At 64.5% G+C, this 18529-nt stretch carries 18 protein-coding genes and 1 pseudogene; 9 read left to right on the top strand and 10 right to left on the bottom strand.

Translation table 11 applies throughout. The features are described 5' to 3' along the window. Positions 1-33: 33 nt before the first annotated feature. Positions 34-1431: an argininosuccinate lyase gene (argH, locus tag AB3L03_RS21290; protein WP_368506992.1), complete on the bottom strand. Its 1398-nt coding sequence runs from the start codon at positions 1429-1431 to the stop codon at positions 34-36. Positions 1432-1537: 106 nt separating this feature from the next. Here argH and AB3L03_RS21285 point away from each other — a divergent pair, with 106 nt between their 5' ends. Beyond that, positions 1538-2227: a TlpA disulfide reductase family protein gene (locus tag AB3L03_RS21285; protein ID WP_026232493.1), complete on the top strand. Its 690-nt coding sequence runs from the start codon at positions 1538-1540 to the stop codon at positions 2225-2227. Positions 2228-2238: 11 nt separating this feature from the next. On the opposite strand, the gene AB3L03_RS21280 is transcribed toward AB3L03_RS21285, so the two are convergent. From AB3L03_RS21280 to AB3L03_RS21255, 6 genes are all read right to left on the bottom strand, one after another. Beyond that, the gene (locus AB3L03_RS21280; protein ID WP_007615312.1) at positions 2239-2433 is read right to left on the bottom strand and encodes a hypothetical protein; all 195 of its coding nucleotides are present in this window, start codon (positions 2431-2433) and stop codon (positions 2239-2241) included. Positions 2434-2581: 148 nt separating this feature from the next. Continuing rightward, positions 2582-3463, bottom strand: coding sequence for a 3-hydroxybutyryl-CoA dehydrogenase (locus AB3L03_RS21275; protein ID WP_018453241.1), 882 nt, complete (start codon positions 3461-3463; stop codon positions 2582-2584). Between the two features lie 192 nt (positions 3464-3655). Then, positions 3656-4600, bottom strand: coding sequence for an electron transfer flavoprotein subunit alpha/FixB family protein (locus AB3L03_RS21270; RefSeq protein ID WP_085350745.1), 945 nt, complete (start codon positions 4598-4600; stop codon positions 3656-3658). Next, positions 4600-5349, bottom strand: a complete 750-nt coding sequence (locus AB3L03_RS21265; RefSeq protein ID WP_085350746.1) for an electron transfer flavoprotein subunit beta/FixA family protein — start codon at positions 5347-5349, stop codon at positions 4600-4602. The genes AB3L03_RS21270 and AB3L03_RS21265 overlap by 1 nt, the downstream gene beginning before the upstream one ends. A 125-nt stretch (positions 5350-5474) precedes the next feature. Next, positions 5475-6047 (bottom strand): cob(I)yrinic acid a,c-diamide adenosyltransferase, encoded by a 573-nt coding sequence (locus tag AB3L03_RS21260; RefSeq protein WP_368506991.1) that lies wholly within the window; start codon positions 6045-6047, stop codon positions 5475-5477. Position 6048: 1 nt separating this feature from the next. Further along, entirely contained in the window at positions 6049-6243 is a 195-nt protein-coding gene (locus tag AB3L03_RS21255; RefSeq protein WP_018453237.1) for a twin transmembrane helix small protein, read from the bottom strand. 204 nt (positions 6244-6447) lie between these two features. Here AB3L03_RS21255 and AB3L03_RS21250 point away from each other — a divergent pair, with 204 nt between their 5' ends. After that, positions 6448-7341 (top strand): YihY/virulence factor BrkB family protein, encoded by an 894-nt coding sequence (locus tag AB3L03_RS21250; RefSeq protein WP_026232492.1) that lies wholly within the window; start codon positions 6448-6450, stop codon positions 7339-7341. On the opposite strand, the pseudogene AB3L03_RS21245 reads toward AB3L03_RS21250, so the two are convergent. Both AB3L03_RS21245 and gluQRS read right to left on the bottom strand, forming a co-directional pair. After that, a pseudogene (locus AB3L03_RS21245) lies at positions 7268-8568 on the bottom strand (ATP-binding protein). The gene AB3L03_RS21250 and the pseudogene AB3L03_RS21245 overlap by 74 nt on opposite strands. 104 nt (positions 8569-8672) lie before the next feature. Further along, positions 8673-9545 carry a tRNA glutamyl-Q(34) synthetase GluQRS gene (gluQRS, locus tag AB3L03_RS21240; protein WP_085361180.1) on the bottom strand — a complete coding sequence of 291 codons (873 nt, stop codon included), beginning with the start codon at positions 9543-9545 and terminating at the stop codon, positions 8673-8675. A gap of 223 nt (positions 9546-9768) precedes the next feature. Between gluQRS and AB3L03_RS21235 the strand changes: the two genes are divergently transcribed. After that, positions 9769-10422, top strand: a complete 654-nt coding sequence (locus tag AB3L03_RS21235; protein WP_085361089.1) for a DNA-3-methyladenine glycosylase — start codon at positions 9769-9771, stop codon at positions 10420-10422. A gap of 98 nt (positions 10423-10520) precedes the next feature. On the opposite strand, the gene AB3L03_RS21230 is transcribed toward AB3L03_RS21235, so the two are convergent. Continuing rightward, complete coding sequence (locus AB3L03_RS21230; RefSeq protein ID WP_018453232.1) at positions 10521-11408, bottom strand: LysR family transcriptional regulator; 888 nt, start codon at positions 11406-11408, stop codon at positions 10521-10523. A gap of 177 nt (positions 11409-11585) precedes the next feature. Here AB3L03_RS21230 and AB3L03_RS21225 point away from each other — a divergent pair, with 177 nt between their 5' ends. The 6 genes from AB3L03_RS21225 to AB3L03_RS21200 all read left to right on the top strand — a co-directional run bounded on the left by AB3L03_RS21225 (position 11586) and on the right by AB3L03_RS21200 (position 18492). Continuing rightward, entirely contained in the window at positions 11586-12560 is a 975-nt protein-coding gene (locus tag AB3L03_RS21225; RefSeq protein ID WP_018453231.1) for a nitronate monooxygenase family protein, read from the top strand. 33 nt (positions 12561-12593) lie between these two features. Further along, the gene (locus AB3L03_RS21220) at positions 12594-13778 is read left to right on the top strand and encodes an ABC transporter substrate-binding protein (RefSeq protein ID WP_085350752.1); all 1185 of its coding nucleotides are present in this window, start codon (positions 12594-12596) and stop codon (positions 13776-13778) included. Positions 13779-13800: 22 nt separating this feature from the next. After that, positions 13801-15309 carry an acyl-CoA synthetase gene (locus tag AB3L03_RS21215; RefSeq protein ID WP_368506990.1) on the top strand — a complete coding sequence of 503 codons (1509 nt, stop codon included), beginning with the start codon at positions 13801-13803 and terminating at the stop codon, positions 15307-15309. 179 nt (positions 15310-15488) lie between these two features. Beyond that, entirely contained in the window at positions 15489-15809 is a 321-nt protein-coding gene (locus AB3L03_RS21210) for a hypothetical protein (protein ID WP_026232489.1), read from the top strand. Positions 15810-15821: 12 nt separating this feature from the next. Beyond that, complete coding sequence (locus AB3L03_RS21205) at positions 15822-16451, top strand: general stress protein (protein ID WP_018453227.1); 630 nt, start codon at positions 15822-15824, stop codon at positions 16449-16451. A 253-nt stretch (positions 16452-16704) separates the two neighbouring features. Then, positions 16705-18492, top strand: a complete 1788-nt coding sequence (locus tag AB3L03_RS21200) for an NAD(P)/FAD-dependent oxidoreductase (protein ID WP_085385480.1) — start codon at positions 16705-16707, stop codon at positions 18490-18492. Positions 18493-18529 lie beyond the last annotated feature (37 nt).

Genomic DNA, 18529 nt, shown 5'->3' with positions numbered 1-18529 from the left:
GATGACCATGAAACATAAGCGAAATTTTGCCCCTCAGCCCAATTTTCGCTCTTTTTCCAGCCGCTTCAGCCAGGCCTTGGCCTGCGATGCCACGTTCTTCGGCGAGGTACCGCCGAAACTGGTCCGGCTCTTCACCGACGATTCGACCGAGAGCACGCCAAGCACGTCTTTCGTGATCTTCGCTTCGATTGCCTGCATCTCCCTCAGCGGCAGCTCGTGCAGCGCCACGCCGTCCTCGGCGGCTTTCGCGACAATGCGGCCGGTGACGTGATGGGCCTCGCGGAACGGCATCTTCAGCGTCCGCACCAGCCAGTCGGCAAGATCGGTCGCGGTGGCGTAGCCCTCGCCTGCAGCAAGCTTCATCTTCGCTTCATCAGGCACGAGATCTCGGACCATGCCGGTCATGGCGCGGATCGCGAGCGACAGCGCGGCGAAGCCTTCCATGGCGCCCTGCTTGTCCTCCTGCATGTCCTTTTGATAGGCGAGCGGCAGGCCCTTCATGACGATCAGCAGCCCATTGAGCGCGCCGATGACGCGGCCGGTCTTGGCGCGCACCAGCTCGGCGGCGTCAGGATTGCGCTTCTGCGGCATGATCGAGGATCCCGTGGTGAACTTGTCGCTGAGGCGGATCATGCCGACCAGCGGCGAGGTCCAGATCACGATCTCCTCGGCAAAGCGCGACATGTGCACGGCGCAGATCGAGGCCGCCGACAGCGTCTCCAGCACGAAGTCGCGATCGGAGACCGCATCGAGCGAGTTCGCCATCGGACGCTCAAAACCGAGCGCCTTCGCCGTGGCGTGACGGTCGATCGGGAACGAGGTACCGGCGAGCGCTGCAGCTCCGAGCGGGGACTCATTCAGCCGCTTGCGCGCGTCCTGGAAACGGCCGCGATCGCGCGCGGCCATCTCGACATAGGCGAGCAGATGGTGGCCGAAGGTCACCGGCTGCGCGGTCTGCAGATGCGTGAAGCCCGGCATGACCGTTCCGGCGTGCTCCAGCGCGCGCTCGACCAGCGCCTGCTGGAACGCGGCGAGCGAGGCATCGGTCTCATCGAGGACATCGCGGACATAGAGACGGAAATCGGTCGCGACCTGGTCGTTACGCGAGCGCGCGGTGTGCAAGCGGCCGGCGGCAGGGCCGATCAGCTCGGACAGGCGGCTCTCGACATTCATGTGAATGTCCTCGAGCGCGCGCTTGAATTCGAAGGCGCCCTTGCCGATCTCTGACAAAATCGTGTCTAGACCCTTGCCGATATTTTTCGCATCAGAGTCCGTGATGATGCCCTGCGCGGCCAGCATCGCGGCGTGGGCCTTGGACGCGGCAATGTCCTGGGCAAAGAGGTGACGATCGACGTCGATGGAGACGTTGATCTCTTCCATGATCTCGTCGGGACGTTCCGAGAACCGGCCGCCCCACATCTTGTTGCTCATGATCCCCTGCTCACGCCTTGCCTGTGGCCGCCGCACGTTTGCTGACGGCTGCCAGCCGTATTAAGAGGCCTCTGATAGCCATATCTGCGACCGGATGACAAACGATATGCTCGACCCCAACGACAGGCTCGACCAAAGGACAGCACGGTCGGCCACGCGCCGTATCCCCGTGGTCATCGCCACCGTGGTGGTCGGGGGCCTGGCTGGCTTTGCCGCGCTGTACGGGCTGGGCCTGGGCCGGGCCCCCTCCGGCGATCCCGCCTGCCGGGCCGCGGTGAACACCGCACAGAAGATCGCGCCGCTTGCCCATGGCGAGGTGGCGGCGCTGACCATGGCGACCGCACCGCTAAAGCTGCCGGACCTGGCCTTCGAGGACGCCGACGGCAGGCCGAAGAAGCTGTCGGATTTCCGCGGCAAGACGCTGCTGGTGAACCTCTGGGCCACCTGGTGCGTGCCCTGCCGCAAGGAAATGCCGGCGTTGGACGAGCTCCAGGGCAAACTTTCGGGCCCGAATTTCGAGGTGGTGGCGATCAATATCGACACCCGCGACCCCGAGAAGCCCAAGACGTTTCTGAAAGAGGCCAATCTCATCAGGCTCGGCTATTTCAGCGATCAGAAAGCCAAGGTTTTTCAGGATCTTAAGGCGATAGGCCGGGCCTTGGGCATGCCCACCTCGGTGCTGGTCGATCCTCAAGGCTGCGAGATCGCGACGATCGCGGGGCCGGCGGAATGGGCGAGCGAGGATGCGCTCAAGCTGATCCGGGCTGCGACGGGCAAAGCCGCAGCGTCGTTCTAAGCGATGATGTTTTAGGCGGTGACGTTGAGGTTGCTGCCGACGCCAGCGCCGACATTGGCAAGCGAGGGCTGTCCGGCGCCGAGCAGCGTCAGGACGGTGGATTTCTCCGCATCCGCGTTCTGCTTCATCAGCGTCGCCGAGATATTCGACTGCAGCGCGCCTTGCTGAGAGGCCAGCATGCTGCTGACCATCGCCATCATGTCCATTACGCAAACCCTCGTACCGGCGGTAACCTAGAGGCGGGCGGTTAACGGGACATGAATTGTCGCGAGTCGCCGTAAGGTAGGCTTTCTCCGTCTCCCGGCTCTGCTGCGTATCGCTAACGCGCTGCGCAATGTCCCGGCACGAAACCCCTTATCTCGTCGGAATCGGCTTGGCGCCGCGGTAGTCGTAAAAACCGCGCTGGGTCTTGCGACCGAGCCAGCCCGCCTCGACGTATTTCACCAGCAGCGGGCACGGGCGGTACTTGGAGTCGGCGAGGCCCTCATGCAGCACCTGCATGATCGACAGGCAGGTATCGAGGCCGATGAAATCAGCGAGCTCCAGCGGGCCCATCGGATGGTGCGCGCCGAGCTTCATCGCCGCGTCGATCGCCTCGACGTTGCCCACGCCTTCGTACAGCGTGTAAATCGCCTCGTTGATCATCGGCAGCAGGATGCGGTTGACGATGAAGGCCGGGAAATCCTCGGAGACCGCGACCTGTTTGCCGAGCTTGCCTACGAATTCCTTTGACGCCTCGAAGGTCTGGTCGTCGGTGGCGATGCCGCGGATCAACTCCACCAGTTCCATCAACGGCACCGGATTCATAAAGTGAATGCCGATGAAGCGTTCGGGCCGGTCAGTGGCGGCGGCCAGCCGCGTGATCGAGATCGAGGAAGTATCGGAAGCGACGATCGCCTCGGGCTTCAACACAGCGCAGAGATCGTGAAAAATCTTGCGCTTGACCTCTTCCTTCTCGACGGCGGTCTCGATCACGAGATCGCAGTCCGCGAGATCGTCCAGCTTCTCGCCGGCTACGATACGCGCCATCGCCTTGGCTTTGTCGTCCTCGCTGACGGCCTTCTTGGAGACCTGGCGCGTCAAATTGCCGTTGATCGTGGCCATGCCTGACTTGAGGCGGTCGGTCGAAATATCGTTGAGCACCACGTCGAAGCCGGCCAACGCAGCGACATGCGCGATGCCATTGCCCATCTGCCCCGCGCCGATCACGCCGACCTTCTTGATTACTGCCGCCATAATGTCATCCACCGGAACGGCGCGCTATCAACCGCGCCTGCCTATCCCCCTGAGCCGGGAGGTCTGATTTAATCAGAACCCGGCCTCGAAACCTAGATTGGATCGCTTCGAAGGCGTGTCCCGCGCCAAAGAAAACGCCTCAAAAAGCAACACCGGCCGGAGTTTATAGCTCCGGCCGGTGTTTAGCGCGTTTTACTTGCCGAGCTTGCCGAGTTCGGCCGTCAGCTCCGGAACCGCTTGGTAGAGGTCGGCGACCAGGCCGTAATCAGCGACCTGGAAGATCGGCGCGTCCTCGTCCTTGTTGATCGCGACGATCACTTTGGAGTCCTTCATGCCGGCCAGATGCTGGATCGCGCCGGAAATGCCGACCGCGACATAGAGCTCGGGGGCCACGACCTTGCCGGTCTGGCCGACCTGCCAGTCGTTCGGCGCATAGCCCGCATCCACCGCCGCACGCGAAGCGCCGACACCGGCGCCAAGTTTATCGGCGAGCGGCTCGATGTACTTTGCGAAGTTCTCGCGGCTCTGCATGGCGCGGCCACCGGAGACGATGATCTTGGCCGAGGTCAGCTCGGGACGGTCACTCTTCGCGACCTCCTCGCCGACAAAGGACGACAGGCCCGGATCGGCCGCCGCCGCGACGCTCTCGACCGACGCGCTGCCGCCTTCACCCGCTGCGGCGAAGGTGGAGGTGCGCACCGTGATGACCTTCTTGGCGTCCTTCGACTTCACCGTCTGGATGGCGTTGCCGGCGTAGATCGGGCGCTCATAGGTGTCGGGGGCGATCACCTTGGTGATCTCCGAGACCTGCATGACGTCGAGCAGGGCCGCGACGCGCGGCATCACGTTCTTGAAGCGCGAGGTCGCGGGCGCGACGATGGCGTCATAGGACGGCGCCAGCGAGACGATCAGCGCGGCCAGTGGCTCGGCCAGATCGTGCGCGTAAAGCGCGCCGTCGGCGAGCAGCACCTTCTTCACACCGGCGAGCTTTGCGGCGGCGTCCGCCGCGGCCTTGGCGTTCTCGCCGGCCACCAGAACCTCGACGTCCGCGCCGAGCGCGGCCGCCGCGGTCAGGGCCTTGTTGGTCGCATCCTTGAGCGACGCATTGTCGTGTTCGGCAATCAGAAGCGTCGTCATCAGAGCACCCCGGCTTCGTTCTTGAGTTTCGACACCAGCTCGGCGACGTCCTTGACCTTGACGCCCGCCTTGCGGCCCGCCGGCTCGGTCGTCTTGAGAACCTCGAGGCGCGCGGTGAGATCGATGCCATAATCGGCGGCAGTCTTGTCCGCAATCGGCTTCTTTTTGGCCTTCATGATGTTCGGCAGCGAGGCGTAGCGCGGCTCGTTGAGACGGAGATCGGTGGTGACGATCGCCGGTCCCTTCAGCTTCACGGTCTGCAAGCCGCCGTCGACTTCGCGGGTGACCTTGAAGTCGCTGCCTTCGACCTCGAGCTTCGAGGCGAAGGTCGCCTGCGACCAGCCGAGCAGCGCGGCCAGCATCTGGCCGGTCTGATTGCTGTCGTCGTCGATCGCCTGCTTGCCGAGAATGATGAGGCCCGGCTGCTCTTCGTCCGCAATCTTCTTCAGGATCTTGGCGACCGCGAGCGGCTCGACCGCACCCTCGGCCTTCACCAGGATGCCGCGATCGGCGCCCATGGCGAGACCGGTGCGGATCGTTTCCGACGCCTGCGCCGGTCCGATCGAGACCACCACGACTTCGGTCGCCTTGCCGGCTTCCTTCAGGCGCAGCGCTTCTTCGACCGCAATTTCGTCGAACGGGTTCATCGACATTTTGACGTTGGCGAGTTCAACACCCGATCCATCGCTCTTGACGCGGACCTTGACGTTGTAATCGACCACCCGCTTTACCGGCACCAAGACCTTCATCGATCCTCTTTCACTCAATCTGGGAGGGGGTTTATCAACTGGCGCGGAACCTAAAGGCCTGATCCGGCCCGGTCAACGCGCGAAGGGGTCTAATTTTGGCGCCCAGAAATGCGCGGCCCAATGGGTCAGCGATTCTGGCCCGGAACCCAGAGCATGTCGCCGGCGCCGTCATCGTTGGCCGCGCGGCTGGCCACGAACAGGAAGTCCGACAGGCGGTTCATATACTGGATGCCAGCGGCACCAACAGGTTCTTCCGGCCGGGCCGCCAGTTCCACCATCACGCGTTCCGCCCTGCGGCAAATCGTACGGGCGACATGGAGGTAGGCGGCGGCTGGCGTGCCGCCCGGCAGCACGAAGGAGGTCAGGGGTGCCAGCTTGTCGTTGAGCGCGTCGATGTCGCGCTCGAGCCGCTCGACCTGGCTTGCCACCACCCGCAGCCGCTCCGCCTTGCCCTCACGTTCGGGCACCGCGAGGTCCGCGCCGAGGTCGAACAGATCGTTTTGGATGCGGCCAAGCATCGCGTCGAGCTCGGGCGCATCCCCGGTGTGAAGCCGGACCACGCCGATCGCAGCATTGGTCTCGTCGACCGTCCCATAGGCCTCGATGCGCAGATCGTATTTCGGCCGGCGCTCGCCCGAGCCGAGCGCTGTCGTGCCGTCGTCACCGGTTTTCGTATAGATGCGGTTGAGCACGACCATGTTAACGCCCCATCGCCCACACGGCGGCCATCGCGATGACGATCGCCACGAACTGAAGCAGCACGCGCCAGCGCATCAGCTTCTGCGAGGTGTTGGGCGAGCCGCCGCGCATCATGTTGATGAGACCGAGCAGCAGCACCAACGCCACGGCGCCGACCGCAATCGGCAGGATGAAAGTACTCAGGAGAGATGCCATTCGAGGGTAAATAACACCCTCCGCGCCGGTCCGCCATGGCGTTCCCGATCTGGCTTTTAAGCCAATAATATCAGAAGCTAGCTGGATGAATCTGGATTTGCGCCAATTGCCTATCCTCTTGACCTATCCCCGCCTGCGGGGAGAGGTCGGAATGCGTTTCCCGCGCGCGGGAAGCGGAAGCAGCAACAGCAGTGCAGGTGGTGCGTGAAGGCAATCCGCACCATCTACCTTGTCGTAATGGACGCGTTCTACACGTTCCTCGCCGATGACGGCTGGGCGATCGCGAGCCACATCGCGCTGTCGACGCTGATGGCGCTATTCCCGTTCCTGATCGTCCTGACATCGCTCGCCGGCTTCTTCGGCTCCAAGGAACTCGCCGATCAGGCTGCGAGCCTCATGCTCCAGGTCTGGCCCAAGCAGGTCGCGGATTCGATCTCGGGGGAAGTCCACGACGTGCTGACCACGACCCGCACCGGCCTATTCACCATCGGCGCGGTGCTGTCGGTCTACTTCGCCTCCAACGGCGTCGAGGCGCTGCGGGTCGCACTGAACCGCGCCTATGCGGTCGTGGAGATGCGGCCCTGGTACTGGCTACGGCTGGAATCGATCGCCTACACGCTGATTGCGGCCTTCACCGCGCTCGCCATGGCATTCCTGATCGTGCTCGGGCCGCTGCTCATCGAGGCCGCGCGTGCGCACATCCCGCTGTTCGTTGAATCCAACGAGAGGATCCTCACCTGGCTGCGCTACGGCATCACCGTTGGCGCGTTGGTGGTGGCGCTGATGATCCTGCATACCTGGCTGCCGGCGGGACGGCGCCGGTTCCTCCAGATCCTGCCCGGCATCGTCTTCACCATCGTGGCGTCGCTGATCTCGGGCATCGTGTTCGGGCAATATCTGGCGCGCTTCGCCAATAATTACGTGACGATGTATGCGGGGCTCGCCTCGGTGATCATCGCGCTGGTGTTCCTGTATTTCATCGCCGCGATCTTCGTTTACGGCGGCGAGCTCAACGCCGCGATCATCAAGTCGCGGCTTCCTCACGGCGTGTCGCTGCAAGCAGCGCAGTCGCTAGCGCCCGCGGAGACACAGGCTTGACCAGAAAGGCGTCGGCGCCGGCCTCGCGTGAGGCGACTTCATCTTCGCCCCGACCTGACACCCCGATGATGGGGATCTGAGCCAGCGGCGTCGCCATGGTGCGGATCCGCCTGATCGCCTCGACGCCATTGATGCCCGGCAGCACCATATCCATCAGCACCGCGTCGAAGGCGCCCTGCGCGAGCCGGTTCACCGCGTCCTCGCCGCGCCCGATGAACTCGGCATGATGACCGAGTTCGGTCAGGATGGTGTTGAGCACAACGCGGCCGAACGGATTGTCCTCGACGCTGAGCAAGCGCAGCGCCGGAACCGCATCCATCTCGGCTTCGCCCTTCGACTTGCGGGACTTGCCCGATCCCGTGGCACACACCGACACCGTCAATGTGAAGGTGGCGCCACCGCCGGGCCGAGGCGCGACCTTGATGTCGCCGCCCATCGCGCGCGCCAGTTGCTTCACCGACGACAGGCCCAGTCCGGCGCCGCCGAAGCGCGAGGCAATGGTGACATTGGCTTGGGTAAACGGCCGGAACAGCCGTTTGATCTCGGCCATGGTGAGGCCGATGCCGCTGTCGGACACCGCGAAGGCGACACCGACGCTGCCTTTGCCCTTTGCTTTGCCTTTGCTCTTGGTCTTGTCCTTGCTCTTGACGGAACGCCAAGGCGCGACCGTGAGCGCCACGCCGCCGTGCTCGGTGAATTTCACGGCATTGTCGATCAGGTTCTCGAGCGCGGCGCGCAGGCGGACGGGATCACCGACCACCAGCCCCGGCAGCTTCTCCGAGATATCGACCTCGGCCTGGAGACCCTTGGCCGCGGCGCGACCGGCCAGCGAATCGCCGGCGTTGCGGGCGAGGGTCCGCAGGTCGAACAAATCCTGCCGCAGCGAGCTTCCACCTCCGATGCCCTTGCCGGTCCCCTTGCCGGTTCTGGCGGCATCGACGAACAGGGTGGCAAGGTTCGCCAGATGCTCGGCACCGGCCTTGATCGTGTCGGCCCAGCGTCTTTCCCGTTCGCCGAGATCCGAAGTCGCGAGCAAGTCGCTGATCGCGAGAATGCCGGTCAGGGGGTGCGGACCTCATGGGCAAAGGCGGCAAGCGCGGCCTGGACGACGTCCGGCTCGACCCGCTTGGTGCTGCGCTTGCGCAACCGGGCGGTCGGCCCGGAGCGCTTCCGAGCCACTCGCTTGGACGTCCGCGTAGTGCGCGCTGCGCGCGTTTTCGCCGCCATAACTCCCCTTCGAAGTATCCCCTTCGAACCCCGCGCTGTCAGGCGAGCATGGCACGGCGGAACACCCGGAGTCACGGCGCCGTTTGGCTAACCCCCAGAGAAACTTAACCTAATCCCACCAACCGGCGGATACCGGCCGGCGTGGCGCCGCCGGCGCGCAGTTCACGAAGGCCGGTCGAGCTGGTTGATTTCGACAGCTTCCGGCCGCGCTCGTCGCGAAGTAGCCCATGGTGGCGGTAGACGGGTTCGGGCAGGTGGAGCAGAACCTGAAGCAGACGGTGGACCGAAGTGGCGTGGAACAGGTCCTGGCCCCGCACGATCTCGCTGATGTCCTGGAGCGCATCGTCGACAACAACGGACAGATGGTAGCTCGTCGGCGTCTTCTTGCGGGCCACAATGACGTCGCCCCAGGCTTCTGGCCGCGCCGGGACGACGCCACGCTCACCATCCGGCCCCTCGCCCAGTTCGTTCCAGCTCAGGCCCACAGCGCGGCGGCAGGCGGCTGCCATGTCGAGCCGAAGCGCGTAAGGCGCACCGGTGTCGATGAGGCGGTCGCGCTCGTCCGCGGACAGCGATCTGGCGGCGCCGGGATAGAGCGGCACGCCGTCGGGATCGCGCGGCCACGGCCCATCCGCTTCACGCGCCTTAACCAGCCTTGCGATCTCGGCGCGGCTTTCGAAGGCTGGATAGACCAGGCCGAGCGCCGAGAGCCTGTCCAGCGCCGTCCGATACGCATCGAGATGCTCCGACTGCCGCCGCACCGGCGTCTCCCAGGCGATGCCGAGCCAGGCGAGGTCTTCGTAGATCGCTGTCTCATATTCCGGCCGGCAACGCGTCGCGTCGATGTCCTCGATCCGCAGCAACAGCCGCCCACCGGTCTCGCGCGCGCGGTCGGAATTGAGCAGCGCGGAATAAGCGTGGCCGAGATGCAGGTAGCCATTCGGGCTGGGGGCAAATCGGAAAACGGGTGGCGACATGCTTCGGAACTCATCATGGCCGGGCATAGCCGTCTAGACGGATGGCGTCGCTTCCGCTCGCCTGTGTCCCGGCCATCCACGTTCTTCGGAGCGGCGCACCGATCGTGTCAAGGTCCCCGAGAATGCGATGATCACCAGCCGTGCTAACAATGATGCACGTTGGAAAGACGTGGATGGCCGGGTGGAAGCCCGGCCATGACGCCGGAGAGAGTTGACGATTGCCATGACCATCCACCTCGAAACCCAATCCGATCTCGAAGAGGCCGTCCACGCGCTGGTCAAGCGCGATCCGCGCCTGAAGCCAGTGCTGGCGACTGCCGGCATGCCGGCGTTGCGGCGGCGCGAGCCGGGTTTTGCGGGGCTTGCCCACATCGTCTGCGGGCAACAGCTCTCGACTGCGAGCGCCGCGGCGATCTGGGGACGGTTGTCCGCCGCGTTCGATCCGTTCGACCACGAGGCTGTCCGCCGCGCCCGCACCGACCGGCTGGGGCGGCTCGGCCTGTCCGCCGCCAAGATCAAGACGCTGAAACATCTCGCGCGCGAGATCACCGCAGAACGGCTGAACCTCGACGTGCTCGCGGAAGAAGACGCTGATGCCGCGCATCACACGTTGATCGCACTGCCCGGCATCGGACCCTGGACCGCGGACGTCTATCTGCTGTTCTGCCTCGGCCATGGCGACGCCTGGCCGGCCGGCGACCTCGCCGTGCAGGAAGGCATCCGCATCGGGCTCGGCTTGCAGGCGCGGCCAACGGAGAAGCAGATGGCGCCGCTCGCCGAACCCTGGCGCCCCCTGCGCGGAGCGGCGGCACATCTGTGGTGGAGCTATTATCGCGCGGTGAAAAAACGCGAAGGCGTCATCGCGGGATCAACCTAGAGCTAGTTCCGTTCCGATGGAATCGGAACGGGGCTCTAGTGTTTTGTTTTGACGCGTTTTCTTGACGCGAACCGGTGTCCACTTCGCTCGAACACGCTCTAGCCCCGCAGCCCGACGCGATCGGTCCGGGCGCAATCGGCGACGAAGTCGATGACGGCCCGCACCGCCGGCAGTTCGACGAGGTCGGGATGGGCGAGCAGCCACAGGTCCGCCACGCTAGCGAGCTTCTGCGGCGCGACACGCACAAGATCGGGATAGCTTTCCGCGACAAAGCACGACAGGGCGGAGATTCCGAGTCCGGCGCGGACCGCCGCCAGCATGTCGCCCTGGGACGAGCAGCGCATCACCACCCAGGCCTGACGCGTGACGACGTCGCTCCAGCGCGCAAGCTGGAGATTGGAGGTCTGATCGGCGAAACCGATGACGCTGTGCCCCTTCCACTCGCCGCGCCGTTCCGGCAAGGACCGCCCGCCGGCGTAGCCGCGCGAGGCGTAGAATCCCGTGCCGAGACGGCCGATCTTGCGGCCGACCAGATTTTCCTCGCCGCTGTCGAAGGGCCGCAACACCACGTCCGCCTCGCGCCGGCGCACGCTCGCCGGAAACGGATGGGTGATGATCTCGAGCTGGACGTGATCGTGCGCGCGCAGGAACGCAGGCAGGCGCGGCATCAGCCAATGCGAGGCCAGCGTTGCGCCGATCGATAGCTTGACGGTCCCGCGCGCCTTATGCCCTCCGGCCGAGACTGCCGTCTCCGCCCGCAGCGCGGCCGCCGCCATTACCTCGGCGTGCTCGCGCAGCGTCCGTCCATCCGCCGTCAGCGCAAGGCCGTCGGCGGCACGCGCCACCAGCCTGGTGCCGAGCTGGGCTTCCAGCGCCGCAATCTTGCGGCTGACGGTGGGATGGCTGCTGTGCAGCCGGCGCGCCGCGCCGGTGAAACTGCCGGTATCGGCGACCGCGAGGAAGGTCTTGCAAAGGTCCCAGTCCATGAGCGGCCTCTGTTCAAATCTGAATAGTTGTCCGTTCAATATTGAACGATAAGAGGCCCCACTCCAACCCCTATAATGACGTCAAATGAAACATGGGCGGCAACTCGCCCGCGACAATCAAAGAAGGAAACGCCTCGTCATCCGCCTGCCGGCGGGCTGCGTTTCCGGGAGGACATCATGGCGCTGCCCGCTCTCTTGAAGGATTCGCTCGAGCTGCCCGTGGTCGGCTCGCCGCTCTTCCTCGTCTCCGGCCCTGAGCTGGTGATCGCCCAGTGCAAGGCCGGCGTGGTCGGCTCGTTTCCGGCACTCAATGCCCGTCCGGTGGAAAAGCTCGACGAATGGCTGAGCCGCATCGAGGACGAACTCGGCGAATACAAGTCGCGCAATCCCGGCAAGAAGGTCGCACCCTACGCCGTCAACCAGATCTGCCACGCCTCCAACGACCGGCTGATGAAGGACATGGAGACCTGTGTGAAGCACAGGGCGCCCATCATCATCACCTCGCTGCGACCGCCCGCCGAGCTCGTCGAGGCCGCACACTCGTACGGCGGCCTCGTGTTCCACGACGTCATCAACGTCAAGCACGCGCGCAAGGCCGCCGAGCAGGGCGTCGACGGTCTGATCCTGGTCTGCGCCGGCGCTGGAGGACATGCAGGAACGCTCTCGCCTTTCGCACTGGTACGCGAGGTCAAACAATGGTTCGACGGTGCGATCCTGCTGTCGGGCGCAATCAGCGACGGCTTCGCGATCGCCTCCGCGCTGACGCTGGGCGCCGACCTCGCCTATATGGGCACGCGCTTCATCGCGACGAAGGAAGCCAACGCTGACGAAGCCTACAAGTCGGCGCTGACGCAGCACACCGCGCATGACATCGTCTACACCAACCTCTTCACCGGCGTGCACGGCAACTATCTCGGGCCTTCGATCGCCGCGGCCGGGCTCGATCCGGACAATCTGCCGGCGGCCGACAAGACGAAGATGAATTTCGGCTCCGGCGGCAACATGAAGTCCAAGGCGTGGCGCGACATCTGGGGCTCGGGCCAGGGTATCGGCCAGATCGCCGACGCGCCGCCGGTCGCCGAGCTCGTCGACCGGATGAAACGGGAATTCGACCAGGCCCGACAGGATTTCCTGATGCGCGTCAGCGCCTGACGTCTCGGACCGACAATAAAACGGGAGGACACCATGAAGCTGGCAGCCGCACTGATCGGGATGTCGTTGCTGATGCTCGCCGGCGGCAGCGCCCATGCCGAAGGCAGCGACGAGATCCGCATCGGGCAGACCCTGCCCTACAGCGGCCCGGCCTCCGGCTTCGGCGCGATCGGACGGACGCAGGAAGCGTTCTTCGAGAAGGTCAATGCCGAAGGCGGCATCAACGGCCGCAAGGTCAAGTTCATCACGCTGGACGACGCCTATTCGCCGCCGAAGACCGTCGAGCAGACCCGCAAGCTGGTGGAGCAAGAAGAGGTGCTGATGATGTTCGGCTCGCTCGGCACCGCCACCAACAGCGCCGTGCAGCGCTATCTCAACGCCAAGAAAGTGCCGCAGCTGTTCGTGCTCTCCGGCGCCACCAAATGGGCCGATCCGCAGAAGAACCCGTGGACCATGCCGGGCATGGCGGCCTACGAATCCGAGGGCGTGGTCTATGCCAAATACATTTTGCAGGCCAAGCCCGACGCCAGGATCGCGATCCTCTCGCAGAACGACGATTTCGGCCGCGACTATGTCGCCGGCTTCAAGCGAGCGCTCGGGCCTAAGGCGGCAAGCATGATCATCGCGGAAGCGAGCTACGAGACCAGCGCGCCGACGATCAGCTCGCAACTCTCGACCTTGAAGGCCTCGGGCGCCAACGTGCTGTTCGGCGTCGTGCTCGGCAAGTTCACCTCGCAAATGGTCAAGGGCGTGGCCGAGATCGGCTGGAAGCCGGAGCTGTTCTTCGTGCCGACCTCGGCGTCGTCGATCTCTTTCCTGGAACCGGCAGGGCTCGACAACGCGGTCGGCCTGATCTCGTCGAGCAATCAGAAGGACACGATGGACCCGCAATGGGTCGACGATCCCGGCGTGAAGGAATACTTCGCCTTCATGAAGCGCTACATGCCGGCCGCGGACCTCTCCAACTCCAACTACGCCGCGGGCTATCACTATGCCACGCTGCTGATGACGGTGCTGAAGGGGTGCAAGGATGATATCAGCCGCGACAACATCATGCGCCAGGCGGCCTCGTTGAAGGATGTGAAGCTGCCGCTGCTGCTGCCGGGAATGGCGGTTACGACCGGCCCCGACGACTATCTGCCGTTCCAGCAGCTTCAGCTCCGGCGCTTCAATGGCAAGAGCTGGGTCGGCTTCGGCGACGTGCTGGATGATCGCTAGACGAGCGGGATGAGGAGACGCCATGATCATCAGCGGCGAACGCCAGATCAGCTATGACGACATCCGGGCTCGGATCAGGCGGGCGATGAGCGGCTTCCGCGCCCTGGGGCTTGCCGAGGCCGCGCCGGTCGCGATGATGCTGCGCAACGATTTCGCTCTGTTCGAGGTGGTTGCGGCCTCGGCCGCGCTGGGCAGTCCGGTGGTGCCGATCAACTGGCATTTGAAGGCCGAGGAGGTCCGTTACATCCTGGCCGACAGCGGGGCGAAGATCCTGGTCTGCCACGCGGATTTTCTGCCGCAGATCCGCGACGGCGTACCGGCGGATGTCCTTCTCCTGGTCGTCGCGACGCCGCCCGAACTCGCAGCGACCTTTTCGATCCCTGGGGAACTGACTGAGATCCCGGTGGGACTGACCGATTGGGACCGCTGGCGCGACGACCATCCGCAAGCGCAGGAGCCGCCGCGGCGGGCCGCAGCGATGATTTATACATCCGGCACCACGGGCATGCCGAAGGGCGTGCGGCGCATGCCGATGCAGCCCGAACAGGCGGCCGCCTCCGAACGCGTGGGCGGGATCGCCTATGGCATCAAGCCGCGGGAAGACCAAATCGTGCTGATCAACGGCCCGATGTATCACTCGGCGCCGCATTCCTACGGCATGCTGGCGTTCCGCAGCGCTTGCACCATCATCCTCCAGGCGCGGTTCGATGCCGAGGAGCTGCTGGCGCTGATCGAGCGCCACCGCGTCACGCACATTCACATGGTACCGACCATGTTCGTCCGGCTGCTGCGGTTGCCCGAAGCGGTCAGGCAGCGCTACGACCTGTCGTCGCTGCGTTTCGTCGTGCACGGCGCCGCCCCCTGCCCGCCGGACGTCAAGCGCGCCATGATCGACTGGTGGGGACCGGTCATCAACGAATATTTCGGCTCCACCGAGACCGGGATCCCGGTGTGGCACTCGGCCGAGGAAGCACTGAAGAAGCCTGGCACGGTCGGCCGCCCCATCGAAGGCGGCATCGTCAGGATCTTCCGCGATGACGGCAGCCCGTGCGGTGCAAACGAAGTCGGCGAAATCTACATGCGCCAGACGTCAGTGCCCGATTTCGACTATCACGGCAGGTCGCAGGCAAGGGCCGAAGCCGGCCGTGACGGCCTGGTCAGCGTCGGCGACGTCGGTTACCTCGACGCGGACGGCTATCTGTTCCTGTGCGATCGCAAGCGCGACATGGTGATCTCCGGCGGCGTCAACATCTATCCCGCCGAGATCGAGAACGTGCTGATCGGAATGCCCGGCGTGCGCGACTGTGCCGTGTTCGGCATCCCCGACGCGGAATTCGGCGAACGGCTGTGCGCCTTTGTCGAGCCTGAATCGGATGCCGAGCTCTCGGCCGACGCCGTCCGATCGTTCCTGCGCGGGCGGCTTGCCAATTTCAAGGTGCCAAAGGACGTCGAATTCCGTCACGCGCTGCCGCGCGAGGCCACGGGAAAGATTTTCAAGCGCAAGCTGCGGGAGCCCTATTGGACGATGTGAGGACAGGCAACGCCGTCCGAGAGTGCCGGACCGCATAAACGGGAACGAGTGGCAATCGTTCCTGCGCCTCTCCAATATTCGGCAGATTGAAGACGCGCGCTTCCGTCGCAAATGGAAGAGCAACCAATTCGAATCTCGCCTGTTGTCGACCGGCACAATCAACAGCCGGAGAATAAAAAATGTCTCGTCTCACCATGCTCGCCGCAGCTCTGCTGCTGCTCGGATCAGCGCCTGTCAGTGCACAGTCACAGCCTGCGCAGAGCGGGCCGGGCAACAACGCCGTCAACAGCTCTGATCACAACAACTCCAACGCACCGGTCGCGGGCCGCAACAGCTTCACCGAGGGCCAGGCGAAGTCGAAGATCGAGGGCGCGGGTTATTCCAATGTTTCCGGACTGCAAAAGGACGACAACGGCGTCTGGCGCGGCAAGGCCGACAAGGCCGGGACCAAGGCGGACGTGAGCGTCGATTTCCAGGGCAACGTGAACCCCGCCAAGTAAGGAGGATGAAACATGACGACCACTATTTCTCGACTCTATGACACCTATTCGGATGCGGAACGTGCGGTCAGGCGTCTGGAGGCCGCGGGCGTGCCGCACTCCGACATCAGCATCGTCGCGAACAATTCCGATAACTGGTACGGCTCCTCCACCGGCAAGGTTGACCGTGATCGCGACGGCGTCGACGATCGCGCCGAAGGTGCCGGCACGGGTGCCGGCATCGGCGCAGGCCTCGGAAGCGCGGCCGGCCTGCTTGCCGGACTCGGCCTGCTGGCCATTCCGGGACTGGGACCGGTGGTTGCCGCCGGATGGCTGGCTTCGACCGCAGTTGGTGCCGCGGCCGGCGCGGCGACGGGCGGCATCGTTGGCGCGCTGACCGAAGCCGGCGTCTCCAAGGATGATGCGTCGCGCTACGCGGAGGGCGTCCGTCGCGGCGGAACGCTGGTATCGGCGCGGGTACCCGACCAGGACAGCACACGTCTCGATGCCCTTCTGCACGAGAAGGCCGTGAACCTGCAGGAACGGAGCGCCGCCTGGCAAAAATCCGGCTGGAACGGCTTCGATGCCGCAAGCCCGCCGTTGTCACCCGACGATGTCGGCCGTGAGCGTGAGCTGTACGGCGCCGGCACGCGGGTGAGGTAGGGATGTTCCGCTCGCCGCCACGCCAGCGGCTGTGAATCCCAAGAGCGCGAGGGAGGCTCCACCAAGGTGGAGCCTCTTTCGCGTGCCCCTCCTCGAACACCACGAGGGTGCCGCAGGTCTCTCTCAACGAGCGCATTCCGCTGAAGCAGGGCCACATGTTCTCACTGCTCGGGTAATCGGCTATTGGCCGTCTGCGAAACAGTATAGCTTTCGACCGTAGAGGAAACGCCGCGGAGACGGCACGAGGTCGCGCATGCTGGACAGGACCAAGGACATTGTCGCATCCGCGCAAGCCTGGCTCGATGAGGTCGAGCTAACGCTGGGCGCAGCCGATAGCGCTGCGCTGGATCGTCTTTTCCTCGCCGACAGCTATTGGCGCGATGTGCTGGCACTAAGCTGGAACCTGCAAACGATCGGCGGCGGCGACTCGATCAAGCGGGAGCTGACAACGCTCGCGGCAAAGGCTGCGCCGGGCAGCTTCAAGATTGCGCCGAACCGAGCGCCACCGCGCTGGGTGACGCGTGCCGGGACCAACACTATCGAGGTGATCTTCAATTTCGAAACCGCACTGGGGCGCGGCAGCGGCACCGTCAGGCTTGTGCCCGACGCCACCGACGGCGACCGCCTGAAAGCGTGGACGCTCCTCACCGCGCTCGACGAGCTCAAGGGCTTCGAGGAGCAGCTCGGCACCTCGCGGCCGCGCGGCCAGGCCTATTCGCGCGACTTCCGTGGACCGAACTGGCTGGACTTGCGCAACGGCTCGCGCGACTACGCCGATCGCGATCCCGCCGTGCTGGTGGTCGGCGGCGGCCAGGCCGGGCTCGCGATCGCGGCGCGGCTGAAACAGTTGAACATCGACACCCTGATCGTCGATCGCGAGGCGCGGATCGGGGACAATTGGCGCAAGCGCTACCACGCGCTGACCCTGCATAACCAGGTGCAGGTCAATCATTTGCCCTACATGCCGTTTCCGCCGAGCTGGCCGACCTATATCCCCAAGGACAAGCTCGCCAACTGGTTCGAAGCTTACGTCGAGGCGATGGAGCTGAACTTCTGGACCGGCACCGAATTCGAGGGCGGCGCCTACGACGATGCGAAAGACCACTGGACCGTCACACTGCGGCACACCGACGGCAGTGAGCGTATCATGCACCCGCGCCATGTGGTGATGGCAACCGGCGTCAGCGGCATCGCCAATGTGCCTGTCATTCCGACCCTGGATAACTTCAAGGGCACGCTGCTGCATTCGAGCCGCTACGAGGACGGCGAGACCTGGACAGGCAAACGCGCCATCGTCATCGGCACCGGCAATAGCGGCCACGACATCGCGCAGGATCTTCACTCCAGTGGTGCCGAAGTGACGCTGGTGCAGCGTTCACCTACGCTCGTCACCAATATCGAGCCGTCGGCCCAACTCGCTTATGCGACCTACAATGAGGGCACGCTCGAGGACAACGATCTGATCGCGACCTCGATGCCGACACCGCTCGCGAAAAAGACCCATGTGATGCTGACGGAGCAGTCGAAGGAGCTCGACAAGGAACTGCTCGACGGGTTGCGGCGCGTCGGCTTCAAGCTCGATTTCGGCGAGGCCGGCACCGGCTGGCAGTTCAAATATCTCACCCGTGGCGGCGGCTATTATTTCAATGTCGGCTGCTCCAACCTCGTCATCGAGGGCGCGATCAAGCTCAGGCAGTTTTCCGACATCGAGAGCTTCGTCACCGAGGGCGTTCGCATGAAGGACGGCACAACCCTTTCGGCCGACCTGATCGTGCTCTCGACCGGTTACAAGACACAGGAATATCTGGTGCAGAAACTGTTCGGCGACGCCGTCGCCGACCGGGTCGGCCCGATCTGGGGCTTTGGCGACGGCCTCGAGCTGCGTAACATGTATACGCGCACCAGGCAGCCCGGCCTCTGGTTCATCGCCGGCAGCCTCGCGCAATGCCGGATCAACTCGAAATATCTGGCGCTGCAGATCAAGGCGATCGAGGAAGGGATTTTGGGGCAGACTGGAGCGGCAGCGGCGAGCACCGCTTGAACAACACCGTAGAAGCAGTGTCGCACCACGATAACGA

The organism is Bradyrhizobium lupini (genome assembly GCF_040939785.1).
In the GTDB taxonomy this organism is placed as follows: domain Bacteria; phylum Pseudomonadota; class Alphaproteobacteria; order Rhizobiales; family Xanthobacteraceae; genus Bradyrhizobium; species Bradyrhizobium canariense_D.
Note: the sequence above shows the minus strand (reverse complement) of the source record. Positions and strands in the feature narration are given on the sequence as shown.

Coding starts and splice junctions, on each gene's coding strand:
- argH (WP_368506992.1), bottom strand. CDS start 1,431: ATGAGCAACAAGATGTGGGGCGGCCGGTTCTCGGAACGTCCCGACGAG.
- AB3L03_RS21285 (WP_026232493.1), top strand. CDS start 1,538: ATGCTCGACCCCAACGACAGGCTCGACCAAAGGACAGCACGGTCGGCC.
- AB3L03_RS21280 (WP_007615312.1), bottom strand. CDS start 2,433: ATGGACATGATGGCGATGGTCAGCAGCATGCTGGCCTCTCAGCAAGGC.
- AB3L03_RS21275 (WP_018453241.1), bottom strand. CDS start 3,463: ATGGCGGCAGTAATCAAGAAGGTCGGCGTGATCGGCGCGGGGCAGATG.
- AB3L03_RS21270 (WP_085350745.1), bottom strand. CDS start 4,600: ATGACGACGCTTCTGATTGCCGAACACGACAATGCGTCGCTCAAGGAT.
- AB3L03_RS21265 (WP_085350746.1), bottom strand. CDS start 5,349: ATGAAGGTCTTGGTGCCGGTAAAGCGGGTGGTCGATTACAACGTCAAG.
- AB3L03_RS21260 (WP_368506991.1), bottom strand. CDS start 6,047: ATGGTCGTGCTCAACCGCATCTATACGAAAACCGGTGACGACGGCACG.
- AB3L03_RS21255 (WP_018453237.1), bottom strand. CDS start 6,243: ATGGCATCTCTCCTGAGTACTTTCATCCTGCCGATTGCGGTCGGCGCC.
- gluQRS (WP_085361180.1), bottom strand. CDS start 9,545: ATGTCGCCACCCGTTTTCCGATTTGCCCCCAGCCCGAATGGCTACCTG.
- AB3L03_RS21235 (WP_085361089.1), top strand. CDS start 9,769: ATGACCATCCACCTCGAAACCCAATCCGATCTCGAAGAGGCCGTCCAC.
- AB3L03_RS21230 (WP_018453232.1), bottom strand. CDS start 11,408: ATGGACTGGGACCTTTGCAAGACCTTCCTCGCGGTCGCCGATACCGGC.
- AB3L03_RS21225 (WP_018453231.1), top strand. CDS start 11,586: ATGGCGCTGCCCGCTCTCTTGAAGGATTCGCTCGAGCTGCCCGTGGTC.
- AB3L03_RS21220 (WP_085350752.1), top strand. CDS start 12,594: ATGAAGCTGGCAGCCGCACTGATCGGGATGTCGTTGCTGATGCTCGCC.
- AB3L03_RS21215 (WP_368506990.1), top strand. CDS start 13,801: ATGATCATCAGCGGCGAACGCCAGATCAGCTATGACGACATCCGGGCT.
- AB3L03_RS21210 (WP_026232489.1), top strand. CDS start 15,489: ATGTCTCGTCTCACCATGCTCGCCGCAGCTCTGCTGCTGCTCGGATCA.
- AB3L03_RS21205 (WP_018453227.1), top strand. CDS start 15,822: ATGACGACCACTATTTCTCGACTCTATGACACCTATTCGGATGCGGAA.
- AB3L03_RS21200 (WP_085385480.1), top strand. CDS start 16,705: ATGCTGGACAGGACCAAGGACATTGTCGCATCCGCGCAAGCCTGGCTC.